Genomic DNA, 18188 nt, shown 5'->3' with positions numbered 1-18188 from the left:
CGTACCCCGTCCCGGGCCGCGCGCCCGGCTCTCAGGCCGCCGCAGGCCGCGCCCCCGGCCCGGCCCCGCCCCGCCCCTCAGGCCGTCCCCTGTCCGTACCCCCTCAGCTTGTCCCCCGCTTCCCTCACCTGGTCCAAGGTCAGCAGGCTCGGTGTGTGGCCCGGTACCGAGGCCGCCGTCAGCCAGAGGCGGCACATCCATTCGAGCTGGGCCGTGTCGGTGAAGGCGCGGTCGAGGGTGGGGGCGTACGCGAGGGTGCCGTGGTTGCGCAGGAGGCAGGCGGTGCGGTCCTGGAGGGCGGTGAGGATGTGGTCGGCGAGTTCCTGGGTGCCGTACGTCGCGTAGGGGGCGACGCGGACCGGGCCGCCGAGGGCGCCGGTCATGTAGTGGATCGCCGGGAGTTCGGGGACGAGGGTGGAGACGGCCGTGGCGTGGACGGCGTGGGTGTGGACGACGGCTCCGGCGCCGGTCGCGCGGTAGACGGTGAGGTGCATGGGGAGTTCGCTGGTCGGTCTCAGGGTGCCGATGACCTGGTTGCCGTCGAGGTCGACACCGGTGACGTCCCCGGGCCCCAGCCGGTCGTACGGGACGCCTGTCGGGGTGACGAGGACCACGTCGTCGAGGCGTACCGAGACGTTTCCGGAGGTGCCCACCACGAGTCCGTCGGTGACCGTGCGGCGGGCCGTCGCGACCAGGGACTCCCATGCCGCGGCCTCTTCGGGACGCGGGCGCCTGTGCTCAGCCATGCGGGTGATCCTGCCAGGTGGGGGACTCATGCCCACAGTGACACCGCGATGCCCTGTCCAGTTCACCTTCCGTTCATCCAGGTTACCTACCTTCAACCAGCCGATTACTTCGAACGATTGCCTGGGTAAATGGAAAACTTCTCGCTGATCCTCGCGATAGTGGTGGTCACCGCTCTCGCGTTCGATTTCACGAACGGTTTCCACGACACCGCCAACGCGATGGCCACGACCATCTCGACCGGCGCACTGAGGCCCAAGGTGGCGGTGGCCATGTCCGCCGCGCTGAACCTTGTGGGGGCGTTTCTCTCCGTGGAGGTCGCGAACACGATCTCCAAGGGACTCGTAGACGAAAGCGGTATACGACCCGAGGTGATCTTCGCGGCGCTGGTCGGCGCGATCCTCTGGAACCTGCTGACCTGGCTGGTCGGCCTGCCCTCCAGCTCCTCGCACGCCCTGATGGGCGGCCTCATCGGCGCGACGCTGGCCTCGGCCGGCACGGGCGCGGTGCACGGCGACGTGCTGGTCACGAAGGTGCTGATCCCCGCGGTCGCCGCACCGATCGTCGCCGGGCTCGCCGCGATGCTGGCGACGCGGCTGTCGTACACCCTGGCGAAGAAGGCCGACGGGAAGGCCGCCGAGAAGGGCTACCGGTTCGGGCAGATCGCCTCCGCCGGGCTCGTCTCGCTGGCGCACGGCACGAACGACGCGCAGAAGACGATGGGCATCATCACGCTGGCGCTCGTCGCGGGCGGCTCGCTCGCGCCCGACTCGGACCCGCCCACCTGGGTCATCCTCTCCGCCGGTCTCGCGATCGCGCTGGGCACGTACCTGGGCGGCTGGCGCATCATCCGCACGATGGGCAAGGGCCTCACCGACCTCCAGCCCCAGCAGGGCTTCGCGGCGCAGACGTCCGCCGCGACGGTCATCCTCGCCTCCTCCCACCTGGGCTTCTCCCTCTCCACCACGCACGCGGTCTCCGGGTCCGTGATGGGCGCGGGCCTCGGCCGCAAGGGCGGGGTCGTGCGCTGGTCGACGGCCACGCGGATGTTCGTCGCGTGGGGTCTGACCCTGCCGGCCGCCGCGCTGGTCGGGGCGCTCGCGGAGTCGGTCACCGACCTCGGCGACTGGGGCACGGCCGTCGTCGCGGTGTTCCTCGTCGTCTCCAGCGCGGCGATCTGGAAGATCTCGCGGCGTGAGGTCATCGACCACACCAACGTCAACGACACGGACGACGCCCCCGCCGCGACGCCCGGCGCCGACAGCGCCGACAGCTCCGACATCAAGGTCGTCATCCCCGCCCCGGCGACCGCCGGCGCCACCACCGACCCGGCCGCTCCCCCGGCCGCGACCGTCTGACCCCGAAGGACACCGCAACCATGAAGATCGACTGGTCCGCACTCGGCTCCGTCTTCGGTGTCAGCCTCGTGGTCACCATCGGGCTCGTGACCCTCTTCACGCTCGGCGTGATGGGCCTCTCCCGCCACGAGCGCGCCCAGGCCGACGGCGGCTCGGCGGCGCTCGCGGTGACGGGGGCGTACGCGTGCTTCGCGGCGTGCCTGGGGGCCGTGGCGTACGGCATCAGCCTGATCGTCGCCTGAGCGCCCTGAGAACCGGCAGCAAGCGTTTCCACAACCCCGTACGGCACCCGCTGTACGGGGTTTCGTGTGGGGTTCTGCACACTCCGCTCTCGCAGGTCAACAGTGAGTTGACGGCTCTTCGAGGCCCGTGGTGGACTGCCAGGGCCATGTACGGCGGCTCAGGAGGAAGACCGGTGCGAATCCGGCGCGGTCCCGCCACTGTGACCGGGGTAGTCATCCCCGGGAGCCAGGAACTCCCACCGCCGGTCTCGTCGAACCAGGGCGTGGACACCCTGAGTGAGGACATATCGCCATGCTCGGCCGCCGTTTGAGGTACCGACCCCGACGCCTGCCCGTCCCCACGGCCGCCTGAGCCGATGGGTGCCGATCGCATCCACGCGTACGGCGCCGCCGCCGGACTCCTCGGTGACCTGCTGCTCGGCGATCCCCGCCGGGGGCATCCGGTCGCCGCGTTCGGGCGTGCCGCGGCCGCCGTGGAGAAGGCCCTGTGGCGCGACCACCGCGGGTGGGGCGCGCTGCACACCGCCGTCTGCGCGGGCGGCGCCGTCGCCCTCGGGGCCGCCATGAGCGCCGGTGTACGCCGCTCCCCCGCCGCCTCTCTCGCCCTGACCGGCGTCGCCACCTGGGCGGTCGTCGGCGGCACCTCCCTCGCGCGCGAGGCCCGGCACATCGGGCGGGCGCTGGAGGCCGGGGACGTCGAGGCGGCCCGGGACCGGCTGCCGCACCTGTGCGGGCGCGATCCGCAGGCGCTGGACGCGGACGGGATCGCGCGGGCAGTGGTGGAGTCGGTCGCCGAGAACACGTCCGACGCCGTCGTGGGCGCGCTCGTGTGGGGGGCCGTCGGCGGGGTGCCGGGGCTGCTCGGGTTCCGGGCCGTCAACACGCTCGACGCGATGGTGGGGCACCGGTCGCCGCGCCATCTGCGGTACGGGTGGGCGTCCGCGCGGCTCGACGACGTCGCCGGGTGGCCTGGGGCGCGGCTGACCGCCGTCCTCGCGTGTGTCGCCGGGGACGATCCCCGGGGGGCCGTGCGGGCCTGGCGGACCGACGCCGTGAAGCATCCCAGCCCCAACGCCGGGCCGGTGGAAGCCTCGTTCGCGGGGGCGCTGGGGGTGCGGATGGGCGGGACGTTGTCGTACGCCGGGCGGATCGAGCATCGGCCCGTGCTCAACGGGGGTGGGCGCGGGGTCGTCGTCGGGGACATCGAGCGGGCGGTACGGCTGTCTCGGCGGGTGAGTTGGCTGGCGCTCGGGGCGACGGTCGCCGGGCGGGTGTTGGGCGGACGGTTGCTGAAAAAGGGAGTCGGCGTATGAGCGGCGGGCTGCTGGTCGCCGGGACCACCTCAGACGCCGGGAAGAGTGTCGTCACCGCCGGGATCTGCCGGTGGCTCGTACGGCAGGGCGTCAAGGTCGCGCCGTTCAAGGCGCAGAACATGTCCCTCAACTCCTTCGTGACCCGCGAGGGTGCCGAGATCGGGCGGGCGCAGGCCATGCAGGCGCAGGCGTGCCGGATCGAGCCGACCGCGCTGATGAACCCCGTGCTGCTGAAGCCCGGCGGGGAGCGCAGCAGTCAGGTCGTGCTGATGGGAAAGCCCGTCGGCGAGATGGACGCGCGCCGCTATCACGGGGGCCGGCAGGAGCAGTTGCTCGGGACGGTCCTCGACTGTCTCGCCGAACTCCGGTCCACGCACGACGCGGTGATCTGCGAGGGCGCCGGATCGCCCGCCGAGATCAACCTCCGGCGCACCGACATCGTCAACATGGGTATCGCCCGCAACGCCGGGCTGCCGGTGCTGGTCGTCGGGGACATCGACCGGGGCGGCGTCTTCGCCTCCTTCTTCGGGACGGTCGCGCTGCTCTCGCCGGAGGACCAGGCGCTGGTCGCCGGGTTCCTGGTGAACAAGTTCCGCGGCGATGTGTCGCTGCTGGAACCGGGGTTGGAGATGCTGCGCGGGCTGACCGGGCGGCCGTCGTACGGGGTGCTGCCGTTCCGGCCGGGTCTCGGGATCGACGAGGAGGACGGCATGGCGGTGTCCCTGCGGGGCGCCGTACGGGAGTCCTCGCTCGCGCCGCCGGTCGGGGACGAGATCCTCCGGGTCGCGGTGTGCGCCGTGCCGTTGATGTCGAACTTCACGGACGTGGACGCGCTGGCCGCCGAACCCGGCGTGGTGGTGCGGTTCGTGGACCGGCCGGAGGAACTCGCCGACGCGGACCTGGTCGTCGTCCCGGGAACTCGGGGGACGGTGAAGGCACTTGAGTGGCTTCGCGAGCGGGGGTTGGCAACCGCCTTGCTGCGGAGGGCTGTTGACGGGAAGCCGATCCTCGGGATCTGCGGTGGCTTCCAGTTGCTCGGCGAGCGCATCGAGGACGACGTCGAGTCGCGTGCCGGGGTCGTCGACGGGCTCGGACTGCTGCCGGTGCGGGTGCGGTTCGCCCGCGAGAAGACCTTGACCCGGCCGGTGGGCGAGGCCCTCGGGGAGCGGGTCGAGGGGTACGAGATCCATCACGGGGTCGCCTCCGTAGCGGGGGGTGAACCCTTCTTGGACGGCTGCCGAGTTGGCGCCGTCTGGGGTACGCACTGGCACGGTTCGCTGGAGTCGGACGGGTTCCGGCGGGCGTTCCTGCGCGAGGTGGCCGCCGCCGCGGGCCGCCGCTTCGTGCCCGCCGCCGACACCTCGTTCGCCGCGCTGAGAGAGCAACAGCTCGATCTGCTCGGCGACTTGATCGAACAGCACGCGGACACCGACGCGCTCTGGCGGCTCATCGAGTCGGGAGCGCCGCAAGGACTGCCCTTCATCCCCCCAGGAGCGCCCGCATGAGCACGGTCTTGCTGTTGTCGACGGCCGACACCGATCTGCTGGCGGCCCGCGCCTCCGGCGCCCCGTACCGGATCGGGAACCCGACCCGGGTGGACGTCGCCGGGGAGCTTCCGGCGCTGATCGAGGGCGCCGACATCGCTGTCGTGCGGCTCCTCGGCGGCAAGCGCGCCTGGGAGGACGGGCTCGCGGCGCTCAGGTCGGCGGGGATTCCCACCGTGTTGCTGGGCGGCGAGACCGTGCCGGACGCGGAGCTGATGGCCGAGTCGTCGGTGCCGGCCGGGGTCGTGGCGGAGGCGCTGCGCTACCTCGTCGAGGGCGGTTCGGCGAACCTCGTCGAACTCTCCCGGTTCCTCTCCGACACCGTGCTGTTGACGGGTGAGGGGTTCGAAGAGCCGCAGAAGATGCCGGAGTTCGGGGTTCACGGGTCTTTCGAGATCCGTACGGACCGGCCGACCGTCGGCGTTCTCTTCTACCGGGCCCACGAGTTGAGCGGCAACACCGCCTTCGTCGACACCCTGTGCGACGCGATCGAGGCGCGCGGCGCCAACGCACTGCCCGTGTACTGCGGTTCGCTGCGCGGCGCGGACGCCGGGCTGTACGAACTCCTGGGCGGGGCCGACGCGTTGGTGGCGACGGTCCTCGCGGCCGGGGGCACGCACGCCTCGGAGGCGTCGGCGGGCGGTGACGAGGAGGCGTGGGACATCGGCGCCCTCGCGGACCTCAACATCCCCGTGCTGCAAGGGCTTTGCCTCACCTCGTCGCGGGCCGCGTGGGACGAGTCGGACGCCGCCCTCTCCCCCATGGACGCGGCGATGCAGGTCGCGATCCCCGAGTTCGACGGGCGGATCATCACCGTCCCGTTCTCCTTCAAGGAGCAGGGCCCGGACGACGTCCCGGTGTACGTCGCCGACCCCGAGCGGGCCGGGCGGGTCGCCGGAATCGCCGTGCGCCACGCGCGGTTGAAGCACAAGCCGAACGCGGAGAAGCGCGTCGCGCTGGTCTTCACGGCGTACCCGACGAAGCACTCCCGGGTCGGCAACGCGGTCGGTCTGGACACGCCCGCCTCGGCGGTGCGGGTGCTGGACGCGCTGCGGGACGCCGGGTACGGGGTGTCCGGATACCCAGCCGAGGGCGACGAGTTGATCCACCGGCTCATCGAGGCCGGTGGGCACGACGTGGAGTGGCTGACCGAGGAGCAGTTGGCGTCGGCGCCCGCGCGGGTGCCGCTGGCCGACTATCAGGCGTGGTTCGGGAAGCTGGACCCGGAGTTGCGGGACGCGATGACCGAGGCGTGGGGCGAGCCGCCGGGGTCGCTGTATGTCGACGGCGACGACATCGTCCTGGCCTCCCTCCAGTTCGGGAACGTCGTCGTGATGATCCAGCCGCCGCGCGGCTTCGGGGAGAACCCGATCGCGATCTACCACGACCCGGACATGCCGCCGTCGCACCACTACATGGCCGCGTACCGGTGGCTCGACAACTCCTTCGGCGCCGACGCGATCGTCCACATGGGCAAGCACGGCACGATGGAGTGGCTGCCGGGCAAGGGCCTTGGTCTGAGCGGGGGTTGCGCGCCGGACGCCGTGCTCGGTGAACTGCCGCTGATCTACCCGTTCATCGTCAACGACCCCGGCGAGGGGACGCAGGCGAAGCGGCGCGGGCACGCGACCGTCGTCGACCACCTGGTGCCGCCGATGGCCCGCGCGGACACCTACGGGGACCTCGCGAAGCTGGAGCAACTCCTCGACGAGTACGCCCTCGTGAGCGATCTCGACCCGGTGAAGGCGCCTGCGGTGCGGGCCCAGATCTGGACGCTCGTGAAGGCCGCCGAGCTGCATCACGACCTGCATGTCGACGAGCAGCCGGGCGACGACGACTTCGACGAGTTCGTCATGCACATCGACGGCTACCTGTGTGAGATCAAGGACGTGCAGATCCGCGACGGGCTGCACATCCTCGGCGGCGGGCCGGTCGACGAGGCGCGCGTGAACCTGGTCCTCGCCGTGCTGCGGGCCTCGCAGGTGTGGGGCGGGCAGGCGAACGCGCTGCCGGGTCTGCGGTCCGCCTTCGCGGCCCATTTCGGGCTGGTCGAGAAGGAGTTGCTGGCCGAGCCGGGGGCCGCGCTGAAGGTGCCGGTGGAGCTGAGCGAGCTGGTGGAGGGGCCCGCGCGGACCGCCGCCGACGCGATCGACCTGCTGGAGCAGCTGTGCCGGCGGGTGGCGCTCGGGATGGAGGAGCGGGGTTGGGCCTCGACTGCCGTTCCGGCTCTGGTGCGTGAAGTGCTCGGGACCGAACTGCCCGACGCCGTCGCGGTGTTGGAGTTCGCGTGCGAGGAGGTCGTACCGCGTCTGGCGCGTACGACGGACGAGATCGATCACATCCTCCGTGCGCTGGACGGGGGTTACGTCCCCGCCGGGCCCTCCGGGTCGCCGACGCGCGGTCTCGTCAACGTCCTGCCTACCGGCCGCAACTTCTACTCCGTCGACCCCAAGGCCATTCCCTCGCGGCTGAGTTGGGAGGTCGGGCAGGCGCTCGCGGACTCGCTCGTGCAGCGGTATCTCGCGGACACCGGGGAGTATCCGAAGTCCGTCGGGCTCACCGTCTGGGGGACGTCCGCGATGCGCACCCAGGGCGACGACATCTCCGAGATCCTCGCGCTGCTGGGGTGCCGTCCGGTGTGGGACGACGCGTCGCGCCGGGTGACCGGGTTCGAGGTCGTCCCGCTGGACGAGCTGGGCCGGCCCCGCATCGACGTCACCGTCCGCATCTCCGGCTTCTTCCGGGACGCGTTCCCGCACGTGGTCGGCCTCCTCGACGACGCCGTCCGCGCGGTCGCGGAACTCGACGAGCCCGCCTCGGGGAACTTCGTCCGCGCGCACGCCGACGAGGACACGGCCACTCATGGCGACCGCCGCCGGGCCACCGCCCGTATCTTCGGCTCCAAGCCGGGGGCGTACGGGGCCGGGTTGCTGCCGCTCATCGACGCGCGCAACTGGCGCTCGGACGCGGATCTCGCCGAGGTGTACGCGGTGTGGGGCGGTTACGCGTACGGGCGGGGGCTGGACGGGCGGGCGGCTCGGGGGGACATGGAGACGGCGTTCAAGCGGATCGCCGTCGCCGCGAAAAACGTGGATACGAGGGAGCATGACCTCGTCGATGCCGACGACTACTTCCAGTACCACGGCGGCATGGTCGCCATGGTCCGGCACCTCACGGGGACCAACCCCGAGGCGTACGTGGGCGATTCGGCCACGCCGGACCAGGTGAAGACGCGCACCCTCGGCGAGGAGACGCACCGCGTGTTCCGCGCGCGCGTGGTCAACCCCCGCTGGATGGCGGCGATGCGGCGCCACGGCTACAAGGGTGCCTTCGAGATGGCCGCGACCGTGGACTACCTGTTCGGGTACGACGCGACGGCCGGCGTGGTCGACGACTGGATGTACGAGAAGCTCAGCGCCGAGTACGTCTTCGACCCGGAGAACAGGGACTTCATGAAGAAGTCCAACCCGTGGGCGCTGCGCGGGATCACGGAGCGGCTCCTTGAGGCCGCCGACCGAGGGCTGTGGGCGGAGCCGGACGCGGACACGCTGGAGCGGCTGCGTGCCACATACCTGGAGCTTGAAGGCGACTTGGAGGGCGACCAGTGAGTACTCCGTTTCCGTTCACGGCAGTTGTGGGGCAGGACGATCTGCGGCTCGCGCTGCTGCTGAACGCGGTGTCACCCGCTGTGGGTGGCGTGTTGGTGCGCGGCGAGAAGGGCACCGCGAAGAGCACTGCTGTGCGGGCGCTTTCGGCGTTGCTGCCCGCTGTGGACGTGGTGGCCGGGTGCCGGTTCTCCTGTGATCCGGCGGCTCCTGATGCGGCTTGTCCTGATGGGCCGCACGAGGTGGGCGGGGGTGCTCAACGGGCCGCTCGGATGGTCGAGTTGCCTGTCGGGGCGTCCGAGGACCGGCTCGTGGGGGCGCTCGATATCGAGCGGGCGCTCGCCGAGGGCGTGAAGGCGTTCGAGCCGGGGCTGTTGGCCGATGCTCATCGCGGGATCCTCTACGTCGACGAGGTCAACCTCCTGCACGACCACCTCGTCGACCTGTTGCTCGACGCCGCCGCGATGGGGGCCTCGTACGTCGAGCGCGAGGGTGTGTCCGTGCGGCATGCCGCACGGTTCCTGCTCGTCGGGACCATGAATCCCGAAGAAGGCGAATTGAGGCCCCAACTGTTGGACCGGTTCGGGCTGACCGTCGAGGTCGCCGCCTCTCGGGAGCCCGATCAGCGGGTCGAGGTCGTGCGGCGGCGGCTCGCCTATGACGACAACCCCGGCGAGTTCTCGGCGCGTTGGGCCGACGAGGAGAGCGCCGTACGGCAACGGATCGTCGCCGCGCGGGAGTTGTTGCCGTCCGTGCGGCTCGGGGACGGGGCGTTGCGGCAGATCGCGGCCACCTGTGCGGCGTTCGAGGTCGACGGGATGCGGGCCGACATCGTGATGGCGCGGACCGCTACCGCGCTGGCCGCGTGGGCGGGGCGGACCGAGGTGCTGGCGGAGGACGTGCGGCAGGCCGCGCTGCTGGCGCTACCTCACCGTCGTAGGCGAAATCCCTTTGATGCGCCGGGACTTGATGAGGACAAGCTCGACGAGACGTTGGAGGAGTTCTCGGGGGAGTCTCCTGAGGACGATCCGGATCCGGACGGGCCCGGCGGGGGTGGCGGGGAGCCGTCGCCCCAGGACGGGCAGGGGGACGGTGGATCCGCCGCTCAGCCCGAGGCCGGGGAAGGCGGGGAACCGGCAGGAGGGGGCGGGGAGCAGTCCGCCGTGCGGGCCTCCGAGCCGTTCCGGACCAAGGTGCTGAGCGTGCCGGGGATCGGCGAGGGGGCTGCCGGCCGGCGGTCCCGGGCGCGGACCGAGCACGGTCGTACGACGGGGGCTCGGCGGCCTCAAGGGGCGCTGACCAAGCTGCACCTGGCGGCGACCGTGCAGGCCGCCGCGCCGCATCAGCGGGCTCGGGGGCGGTCGGGTCCCGGGCTTGTGGTGCGCCGGGACGATCTGCGGCAGGCGGCGCGGGAGGGGCGGGAGGGGAACCTCGTTCTGTTCGTCGTCGACGCCTCCGGGTCGATGGCGGCTCGGCAGCGGATGAGTGCGGTGAAGGGTGCTGTGCTGTCGTTGCTGCTCGACGCGTATCAGCGGCGGGACAAGGTGGGGTTGGTGACGTTCCGGGGGACTTCCGGGGATCTCGCGCTGCCTCCTACCTCGTCCGTGGATGCCGCCGCCGCGCGGTTGGAGTCGTTGCCGACCGGGGGGCGTACGCCGCTGGCCGCCGGGCTGCTCAAGGCGCATGACGTGCTGCGGGTCGAGCGGCTGCGGGATCCGGCTCGGCGGGCGCTGGTCGTCGTGGTGACCGACGGGCGTGCCACCGGGGGGCCCGAGCCTGTCGCTCTCGCCGGGCGTGCCGCTCGGCTGTTCGCCGCCGACGGGGTCGCCTCCGTCGTCGTGGACTGTGAGTCGGGGCCTGTGCGGTTGGGGCTCGCGGGGCAGCTCGCGGGTGAGTTGGGGGGTTCGGCCGTCACGCTCGACGAGTTGCGGGCCGATTCGATTGCCGGGCTGGTCAAGGATGTTCAGAGGAGGGCCGCGTAATGCCTCAGGGGCAGCCGAGTGTGGTGCCGGACGACGGTTTGACGACCCGTCAGCGTCGTAATCGGCCATTGGTCGTCGTACACACGGGAGTTGGGAAGGGGAAGTCGACCGCCGCTTTCGGGCTCGCTCTGCGTGCCTGGAACCAGGGGTGGCCCATCGGGGTGTTCCAGTTCGTCAAGTCGGCGAAGTGGAAGGTCGGGGAGGAGAACGCGCTCCGGGTGCTCGGGGCGTCCGGGGAGGGCGGGTCCGTCGACTGGCACAAGATGGGTGAGGGGTGGTCCTGGGTTCAGCGGGACGACCAGCTGGACAACGAGGAGAAGGCTCGGGAGGGCTGGGAGCAGGTCAAGCGGGATCTCGCCGCCGAGACGTACAAGCTGTACGTCCTCGACGAGTTCGCCTATCCCATGCACTGGGGGTGGGTCGATACCGATGAGGTCGTCGAGGTGCTGCGGAACCGGCCTGGTACCCAGCATGTCGTGATCACCGGGCGTAACGCTCCCGAGAAGCTCGTCGCCTACGCCGATCTCGTCACCGACATGTCCAAGGTGAAGCATCCGATGGACGCCGGACAGAAGGGGCAGAGGGGTATCGAGTGGTGAGGTCCGTTCCTCGGCTGGTCATCGCCGCGCCGTCCTCCGGGAGCGGGAAGACCACTGTTGCCACGGGGTTGATGGCCGCGTTCGCCGCGCGGGGGTTCGCCGTGTCTCCGCACAAGGTGGGGCCGGACTACATCGATCCCGGGTATCACTCGCTGGCCACTGGGCGGGTGGGGCGGAATCTCGACGCGTACCTGTGTGGGCCGGAGTTGGTCGCGCCCCTGTTCCTGCACGGGGCTCAGGGGTGTGATCTCGCGGTCGTCGAGGGTGTCATGGGGATGTACGACGGGGCCGCGGGGGAAGGGGAGTTGGCGTCCACGGCTCAGGTCGCGAAGTTGTTGCGGGCGCCGGTGGTGCTGGTGGTCGACGCGTCGTCGCAGTCTCGGTCCGTCGCCGCGCTCGTGCATGGGTTCGTGTCCTGGGATCCCGAGGTCCGGGTGGGGGGTGTGATCCTCAACAAGGTTGCCTCCGACCGGCATGAGGAGTTGTTGCGGGAGGCGTTGGAGGGGGTCGGGGTGGCGGTGCTGGGGGTGTTGCGGCGGGTGGCTCAGGTGGATACGCCGTCGCGGCATCTGGGGTTGGTGCCGGTGGTCGAGCGGCGGGGGGCGGCTGTCGAGGCGGTGGCGGCGATGGCTGCGCAGGTCGAGGCGGGGTGCGATCTGGAGGCGGTGATGGACCTGGCGCGGGGAGCTGGGGAGTTGGGGGGCGAGGTGTGGAGTCCGGGTGCGGCTCTGAGTTCTTCGCCCCCGCCGCCCCTTCCCGTTCCCGACCCTGAGGGCTGCCGCCCCCAGACCCCCGCTCCGGCCCTGAAGGGGCCTCGTCCTCAAACTCCCCCAAGCTCTTCGAGCAGGGAGGTACCCCCAGACGGGCTGAAGACACCTGTTGTCGCCCTGGCTGGAGGCGCCGCCTTCAGTTTCTCCTACGCCGAGCACACCGAACTGCTGGCCGCTGCCGGGGCTGAGGTCGTGGCCTTCGATCCATTGCGGGATGAGGATCTGCCCGAAGGGACCTCCGGGCTTGTCATCGGGGGTGGGTTTCCTGAGGTGTACGCCTCTGAGCTGTCCGGAAATCATGCTCTGCGTAAGGCGGTTACCTCGCTTGCCGAGGCAGGGGCGCCCATTGCCGCCGAGTGTGCCGGGTTGTTGTATTTGTGCCGGGAGCTCGACGGGGTTCCCATGTGCGGAGTCATCGATGCTTCCGCTCGGATGAGTGAGCGGTTGACTCTCGGGTATCGGGACGCCGTCGCCGTGAGTGAGAGTGTTCTTGCCGGGGTCGGGACGCGGATGCGGGGGCACGAGTTTCATCGGACCGTGGTCGAGCCGGGCGCGGGGGATGCTCCGGCCTGGGGTTTTCGGGGGGCTCGGGGTCGAGTGGAGGGGTTCGTGGCACGTAATGTGCATGCGAGTTATTTGCATACGCATTGGGCGAGCGAGCCCGGTGTGGCCCGTCGGTTCGTGGAGAGGTGCCGGACGTCATGAGCAGCAGGCTGGTCGGGGTCGGGGTCGGGCCGGGGGATCCGGAGCTGGTGACCGTCAAGGGGGTCAACGCGCTGCGGGACGCGGACGTCGTCGTCGTACCCGTGATGGATACAGGTGAGCGGGGGCGCGCTGAGGCGACGGTGCTGCACTACGTCCCGGAGGACAAGGTCGTACGGGTCGTCTTCGCGCTGAACGAGCGCAGTGACCGGGGGCGACGGGAGGCTGCCTGGGACGCGGCCGGGGAGCGGGTCGCGGAGTTGTTGCGGGAGCATGCGGCTGTTGCGTTCGCGACCATCGGGGATCCGAACGTGTACTCGACGTTCACGTATCTCGCGCAGACCGTGGCCGAGCTGGTGCCGGGGACCGTGGTCGAGACGGTGCCGGGGATCACGGCGATGCAGGATCTCGCGGCGCGGTCGGGGGCCGTGCTGACAGAGGGGACCGAGCCGCTCACGCTGGTGCCGGTGACGGCCGGGTCGGCGGTGTTGAAGGAGGCGCTGGCGGGGGCGGGGACCGTCGTGGCGTACAAGTTCGGGCGGCAGGCGGCGGAGGTCGTCGAGGCGTTGCGGGAGACCGGGCGGGTCGAGGGGGCCGTGTGGGGGGCCTCGCTGGGGCTTGAGGGGGAGATGGTGCGGGGCGCGTCGGAGCTGGACGGGGGGCCGCTGCCGTATCTGTCCACGCTGATCTCGCCGGCGCGGCGGGAGAGCGGGCGGGGTGGGAAGTTGTGAGACCTGTCGCCGGGCCGGGTGGGGAACCGCTTTCCGTCGTACGGCCGCTCGCCGGGCGGCGGCTCGTGCGCGCGGTTGACCGGACCTCGCCCCACCCGACCTCACCTCGCCCGACTTCACCCCGCCAGCCCCACCACCAGCCAGATGAAGGCCGCGCCCGCGATCGTGCACAGCACCGTCGAGCGGGCCGGGTGGTCGTGGTGGGCCTCGGGGAGGATCTCGGCTGCGGCGAGGTAGAGGAGGGCGCCGCCGAAGAAGCCGAGATAGCCGCCGAGGAGCTGCTCGGGGATGGTGATGAACGTCGTCGACAGGGCGCCGGCGACGGGGGCCGCGGCGTCCGCGAAGAGCATGGTCAGGGCCTTGCGGCGGGCGTTCCCGTAGAGGCTCGTGATCGTGTACGTGTTGAAGCCGTCGGCGAAGTCGTGGGCGATGACGGCGAGCGCGACGGCCGTGCCCATGCCGCCGTCGACCTGGAAGGCGGCGCCGATGGCGACGCCGTCCATGGCGCTGTGGCCGACCATCGCGGCGGCGGCCGTGAGGCCGACCTCGGGGGTGCGGCCGTCGTGTCGTTCCGCGCCGTGCGCGGCCTGGCGGACCGCGAGGAGGCGTTCCACCAGATGGGCCAGCAGGAACCCGGCGACGAAGAGCAGGAGGGCGGCGGGGACGCCGTACACCTCGGTGCCCGCCGCGTCGAGGGCCTCGGGGAGCAGGTCGAGGCCGACGACGCCCAGCATCAGGCCGCCCGCCAGGCCCAGCACCAGGTGGCGGCGGTCGGTCACACGCTGTGCCGTCCAGCCGCCGGCCAGCGTCATCAGGAACGCGCCGAGCGCGACGAGGACCGCCATGAGGACTTCGTATCCGATCTTCCCCTGTCCGCGCATGTCCGGAGCCGGGCGGGCCGTACGGCCGCCGGTGTCCGGTGACGCTCCAGCACCCCTTCCCGAAAGGACTCTCCCCCATGGCCGATGCCCCCACCGGCAAGGTGACGTTCGTCGGTGCCGGCCCCGGCGCCGCCGATCTGCTGACGTTCCGGGCCGCCCGGGCCATAGCCGACGCGGATGTGGTGATCTGGGCTGCGAGCCTGGTCCAGGCGGAGGTGCTGGAGCATGCCCGCGAGGGGGCGGAGATCCTCGACTCGGCGACGATGTCGCTGGAGGACGTGGTCGCCGTGTACGAGCGGGCGTACCTGGACGGTCTGAAGGTGGCCCGGATCCACTCCGGTGACCCGGCGCTGTGGGGCGGGACGCAGGAGCAGCTCGACCGGTGCGAGGAGCTCGGCATCGAGACGGAGATCGTGCCCGGGGTGTCGTCGTTCTCGGCGGTCGCGGCGATAGCGGGGCGCGAGCTGACGATCCCGGAGGTCGCGCAGTCCGTCGTGCTGACCCGGCTGGGCGGCGGGAAGACGCCGATGCCGCCCGGCGAGGAGGTCCGGGAGTTCGCGCGGCACGGTACGACGATGGCGGTGTTCCTGTCGGCGGCGCGCAGCGGGCAGCTCGTGCGGGAGCTGCTCGAAGGCGGCTATCCGACGACGACGCCGGTCGTGATCGCCTACCAGGCCACGTGGCCCGAGGAGTTGGTCGTGCGGTGCACGATCGAGACGCTGGAGGAGACGGTCAAGGAGCACAGGCTGTGGAAGCACACGCTGTTCCTGATCGGCCCGGCGCTCGGCGCGCGCGGCACGCGTTCGCACCTCTACCACCCCGGCCACTTCCACGGCTACCGCAAGGCGGACCCGGAGGCGCGCAGGGCGCTCAGGCGTGAACGGGGTGCGAGTACGTGATCACCGTCGTCGGTACGGGGACGGGGGCGCCGGTTCCCCAGGAGGCGCTGGACGGCGCGGAGTTGGTCGTCGGGGGGCAGCGGCATCTGTCCGCGGTCACCCTCCCGGAGGGGGCCGCCTCCATCGCCCTCGGACCGCTGGCGCCCGCGTTCGACGTCATCGACGAGTACGTCGGTGAGGGGCGGCGCGTCGTCGTGCTCGCCTCCGGTGACCCGGGGTTCTTCGGGATCGTGCGGGCGCTCGCCGAGCGGTTCGGGCCGGGGGCGCTGGATGTGCGGCCGGGGGTGTCGTCGGTGGCGACCGCCTTCGCCCGGCTGGGAGTCGCCTGGGACGACGCGGTCGTGGTCAGCGCGCACGGGCGGGACCCCCGGACCGCCGTGAACGTGTGCCGGGCGTTTCCCAAGGTGGCCGTGTTGACCGGGCCGGGGGGCGGGCCCGCCGAGCTGGGGGCCGGACTCCTCGGGTACGAGCGGGAGTTGGTCGTCGGGACGGCGCTGGGTGATCCGGCGCGGGAGCGGGTCGAGCGGGTGACGCCCGAGGAGGCGGCTTCCCGGGACTGGGGTACGGCGGTGAGTGTCGTGCTCTGTCTCGACGCGCGGCCAACGGGTGTGGGGATGGGGACGGTTGCCGGGGGCCGCGTCTCCCCCGACCGCTGGGCGCTGGAGGAGGACGCCTTCGCGCACCGGGACTCGATGATCACGAAGTTCGAGGTGCGGGCGCTCGCGCTGGCCCGACTCGGGCCTCGCGTCGGCGAGTTGGTGTGGGACGTGGGGTCCGGGTCGGGGTCCGTGGCCGTGGAGTGCGCGCGGTTCGGGGCCGCCGTGTCGGCCGTCGAGAAGGCGGCGGACGGGGTGCAGCGGGTGCGGGCGAACGCCGCCGCGCACGGGGTCGATGTCCAGGTGGTGCATGGGGTCGCGCCTGGCGCGCTGGCTCAACTGGACGATCCTGACGCCGTGTTCGTGGGCGGTGGGGGCGCGGAGCTGACCGCCGTCGTCGCCGAGTGCGCTCGGCGGGCGCGGCGCGTGGTCGTCGTGGCGATGGCCGCGCTCGACCGGGTGCCGGGCGTGCGGGCGGCGCTCTCCGGTGCCGGGTTCGCCTGTGACGGGGTGCTGTTGCAGTCGTCGCGGCTCGCGCCGCTGCCCGGGGATGTGACGCGGCTCGCCGCCACCAATCCCGTGTTTCTGCTGTGGGGCGTGCGAACGTCCTTCTCTGACGAAGGAGTTGCTCAGTGATCGGCCTGATTTCCGCCACGTCGGCGGGGGCTGCGGCGCGGGACCGGCTGGCCGTGGCCTGGCCGGACCGTACGCGGGTGTACGACGGGGCGGTGGGGGACGCCCTGCGGGCCGCGTTCGCGGAGTGCGAGCAGGTGGTGGCCTTCCTGGCGACGGGGGCGACGGTGCGGATCCTCGCGCCGCTGCTGTCGGAGAAGGGGGCCGATCCTGGGGTGGTCTGTGTCGACGAGGGCGGGCGGTTCGCCGTGTCGCTGCTCGGGGGGCATGGGGGTGGGGCCAATGAACTCGCCGTCGAGGTCGGGGAGTTGCTGGGGGCGCGGCCGGTGGTGACGACGGCTACGGACTCCGTCGGGGTGGCCGGGCTGGACCTGCTCGGGGTGCCGGTGGAGGGGGATGTGGCCGGGGTGTCGCGGGCTCTGCTGGACGGGGAGGCGGTGGTGCTGGAGGCGGAGGTGGCGTGGCCGTTGCCGCCGGTGCCGTTCGCCGATGTCAGTGCCGGCGCCTCCGGTGCCGCGTACCGGGCGCGGTTGACCGACCGCGCCGTCGAACCGGCGTCCGGCGAAGTCCTGTTGCGGCCCCCGTCCCTCGTCGTAGGTGTCGGTGCTTCCAAGGGGGCGCCCGCCGACGAGGTGCTGTCGGTGGTCGAGGACGCCTTGCGGGACGCGGGGCTGTCGGCGCGCAGCGTCGCTCACCTCGCCACCGTGGACGCCAAGTCGGAGGAGCCCGGCATCCTGGAGGCCGCCGCGCGGCTCGGGGTGCCCGTAGTGACGTACTCCGCCGGGGAGTTGGCCGGCGTCGAGGTGCCGAACCCCTCGGACGCGCCGCTCGCCGCCGTGGGGACGCCGTCCGTCGCGGAGGCCGCCGCGCTGGTCGGGGGTGGTGAACTCCTCGTCCCCAAGCGGAAGTCGGCGGGTTCGCCCGCGATGGCGACCTGCGCTGTCGTCCGGCTTCCCGTGCGGGGGCGGCTCGCGGTGGTCGGGCTCGGTCCCGGCGCCCGGGATCTCCTCACGCCGCGCGCGAAGGCGGAGCTGCGGCGGGCTTCGGTCCTCGTCGGCCTGGATCAGTACGTCGACCAGGTCCGCGATCTGCTGCGGCCCGGAACCGTCGTGCTGGAGTCGGGACTCGGTGCCGAGGAGGAGCGGGCGCGGACCGCTGTCGCCGAGGCGCGCAAGGGGCTGGCCGTCGCGCTGATCGGCAGCGGGGACGCGGGCGTGTACGCGATGGCGTCGCCCGCGCTGGCCGAGGCGTCGGACGACATCGACGTCGTCGGCGTACCCGGGGTGACCGCCGCGCTCGCGGCCGGGGCGATCCTCGGGGCGCCGCTCGGGCACGACCACGTGTCGATCAGCCTCTCCGACCTGCACACGCCGTGGGAGGTCATCGAGCGGCGGGTACGGGCGGCGGCCGAGGCGGACTTGGTCGTCACCTTCTACAACCCCCGTTCGCGCGGCCGGGACTGGCAGTTGCCGAAGGCGCTGTCGCGGGGGGGCGGGGCCCCGCCCCCCGCCCCCCCCCCGGGGGGGGGGGGGCCCCCCCCCCGCGCCCCCCCCGCGCCCCCGGGGGCCCCCCCCCGGGCCCCCGCCCCC

General features: G+C 72.1%; 14 protein-coding genes and 1 riboswitch. Of the genes, 12 read left to right on the top strand and 2 right to left on the bottom strand.

The window, feature by feature from the left end:
* Positions 1 to 77 precede the first annotated feature (77 nt).
* Entirely contained in the window at positions 78 to 746 is a 669-nt protein-coding gene (locus ACLZOT_RS46180) for a class II aldolase/adducin family protein (RefSeq protein ID WP_416975280.1), read from the bottom strand.
* Between the two features lie 129 nt (positions 747 to 875).
* On the opposite strand from ACLZOT_RS46180, the gene ACLZOT_RS46175 reads away from it, so the two are divergent.
* The 9 genes from ACLZOT_RS46175 (at position 876) to cobI (ending at position 13590) form a co-directional block, all read left to right on the top strand.
* Positions 876 to 2102: an anion permease gene (locus tag ACLZOT_RS46175; RefSeq protein ID WP_416975279.1), complete on the top strand. Its 1227-nt coding sequence runs from the start codon at positions 876 to 878 to the stop codon at positions 2100 to 2102.
* 20 nt (positions 2103 to 2122) lie between these two features.
* The gene (locus tag ACLZOT_RS46170; protein ID WP_416975278.1) at positions 2123 to 2344 is read left to right on the top strand and encodes a hypothetical protein; all 222 of its coding nucleotides are present in this window, start codon (positions 2123 to 2125) and stop codon (positions 2342 to 2344) included.
* Between the two features lie 113 nt (positions 2345 to 2457).
* Positions 2458 to 2601, top strand: a riboswitch (cobalamin riboswitch).
* Positions 2602 to 2700: 99 nt separating this feature from the next.
* Entirely contained in the window at positions 2701 to 3657 is a 957-nt protein-coding gene (locus ACLZOT_RS46165) for a cobalamin biosynthesis protein (protein ID WP_416975277.1), read from the top strand.
* Positions 3654 to 5162 (top strand): cobyric acid synthase, encoded by a 1509-nt coding sequence (locus ACLZOT_RS46160; protein ID WP_416975276.1) that lies wholly within the window; start codon positions 3654 to 3656, stop codon positions 5160 to 5162. Before ACLZOT_RS46165 ends, ACLZOT_RS46160 begins: the two co-directional genes overlap by 4 nt.
* Positions 5159 to 8809 carry a cobaltochelatase subunit CobN gene (gene cobN / locus ACLZOT_RS46155; protein ID WP_416975275.1) on the top strand — a complete coding sequence of 1217 codons (3651 nt, stop codon included), beginning with the start codon at positions 5159 to 5161 and terminating at the stop codon, positions 8807 to 8809. Before ACLZOT_RS46160 ends, cobN begins: the two co-directional genes overlap by 4 nt.
* On the top strand, positions 8806 to 10788 hold the full coding sequence (locus ACLZOT_RS46150) for a putative cobaltochelatase (protein WP_416975274.1): 1983 nt from the start codon (positions 8806 to 8808) through the stop codon (positions 10786 to 10788). Before cobN ends, ACLZOT_RS46150 begins: the two co-directional genes overlap by 4 nt.
* On the top strand, positions 10788 to 11387 hold the full coding sequence (gene cobO / locus ACLZOT_RS46145) for a cob(I)yrinic acid a,c-diamide adenosyltransferase (RefSeq protein ID WP_416975273.1): 600 nt from the start codon (positions 10788 to 10790) through the stop codon (positions 11385 to 11387). Before ACLZOT_RS46150 ends, cobO begins: the two co-directional genes overlap by 1 nt.
* The gene (locus ACLZOT_RS46140; protein ID WP_416975272.1) at positions 11381 to 12862 is read left to right on the top strand and encodes a cobyrinate a,c-diamide synthase; all 1482 of its coding nucleotides are present in this window, start codon (positions 11381 to 11383) and stop codon (positions 12860 to 12862) included. Before cobO ends, ACLZOT_RS46140 begins: the two co-directional genes overlap by 7 nt.
* A complete protein-coding gene (gene cobI, locus ACLZOT_RS46135; RefSeq protein ID WP_416975271.1) occupies positions 12859 to 13590 on the top strand; it encodes a precorrin-2 C(20)-methyltransferase in 732 nt (243 codons plus the stop codon). The genes ACLZOT_RS46140 and cobI overlap by 4 nt, the downstream gene beginning before the upstream one ends.
* 116 nt (positions 13591 to 13706) lie before the next feature.
* Here the strand turns inward: cobI and ACLZOT_RS46130 are convergent, their stop codons facing one another.
* Positions 13707 to 14435: a ZIP family metal transporter gene (locus tag ACLZOT_RS46130; protein WP_416975270.1), complete on the bottom strand. Its 729-nt coding sequence runs from the start codon at positions 14433 to 14435 to the stop codon at positions 13707 to 13709.
* Positions 14436 to 14548: 113 nt separating this feature from the next.
* Here ACLZOT_RS46130 and cobM point away from each other — a divergent pair, with 113 nt between their 5' ends.
* From cobM to ACLZOT_RS46115, 3 genes are all read left to right on the top strand, one after another.
* On the top strand, positions 14549 to 15370 hold the full coding sequence (gene cobM, locus ACLZOT_RS46125; RefSeq protein ID WP_416975269.1) for a precorrin-4 C(11)-methyltransferase: 822 nt from the start codon (positions 14549 to 14551) through the stop codon (positions 15368 to 15370).
* A complete protein-coding gene (gene cbiE / locus ACLZOT_RS46120; protein WP_416975268.1) occupies positions 15367 to 16602 on the top strand; it encodes a precorrin-6y C5,15-methyltransferase (decarboxylating) subunit CbiE in 1236 nt (411 codons plus the stop codon). The genes cobM and cbiE overlap by 4 nt, the downstream gene beginning before the upstream one ends.
* A partial coding sequence (locus ACLZOT_RS46115; RefSeq protein WP_416975267.1) for a cobalamin biosynthesis protein occupies positions 16599 to 18188 on the top strand: 1590 nt, incomplete at its 3' end. The genes cbiE and ACLZOT_RS46115, both read left to right, overlap by 4 nt.

It is taken from the genome of Streptomyces sp. 4F14, from assembly GCF_048159485.1.
Taxonomy (GTDB): Bacteria; Actinomycetota; Actinomycetes; order Streptomycetales; family Streptomycetaceae; genus Streptomyces.
Note: the sequence above shows the minus strand (reverse complement) of the source record. Positions and strands in the feature narration are given on the sequence as shown.

What these genes read in the sequence shown, in the direction of transcription:
- ACLZOT_RS46160 (WP_416975276.1), top strand. Translation starts at nt 3,654, where the DNA reads ATGAGCGGCGGGCTGCTGGTCGCCGGGACCACCTCAGACGCCGGGAAG.
- ACLZOT_RS46165 (WP_416975277.1), top strand. Translation starts at nt 2,701, where the DNA reads ATGGGTGCCGATCGCATCCACGCGTACGGCGCCGCCGCCGGACTCCTC.
- ACLZOT_RS46180 (WP_416975280.1), bottom strand. Translation starts at nt 746, where the DNA reads ATGGCTGAGCACAGGCGCCCGCGTCCCGAAGAGGCCGCGGCATGGGAG.
- cobO (WP_416975273.1), top strand. Translation starts at nt 10,788, where the DNA reads ATGCCTCAGGGGCAGCCGAGTGTGGTGCCGGACGACGGTTTGACGACC.
- cobI (WP_416975271.1), top strand. Translation starts at nt 12,859, where the DNA reads ATGAGCAGCAGGCTGGTCGGGGTCGGGGTCGGGCCGGGGGATCCGGAG.
- ACLZOT_RS46175 (WP_416975279.1), top strand. Translation starts at nt 876, where the DNA reads ATGGAAAACTTCTCGCTGATCCTCGCGATAGTGGTGGTCACCGCTCTC.
- ACLZOT_RS46170 (WP_416975278.1), top strand. Translation starts at nt 2,123, where the DNA reads ATGAAGATCGACTGGTCCGCACTCGGCTCCGTCTTCGGTGTCAGCCTC.
- cobN (WP_416975275.1), top strand. Translation starts at nt 5,159, where the DNA reads ATGAGCACGGTCTTGCTGTTGTCGACGGCCGACACCGATCTGCTGGCG.
- ACLZOT_RS46130 (WP_416975270.1), bottom strand. Translation starts at nt 14,435, where the DNA reads ATGGCGGTCCTCGTCGCGCTCGGCGCGTTCCTGATGACGCTGGCCGGC.
- cobM (WP_416975269.1), top strand. Translation starts at nt 14,549, where the DNA reads ATGGCCGATGCCCCCACCGGCAAGGTGACGTTCGTCGGTGCCGGCCCC.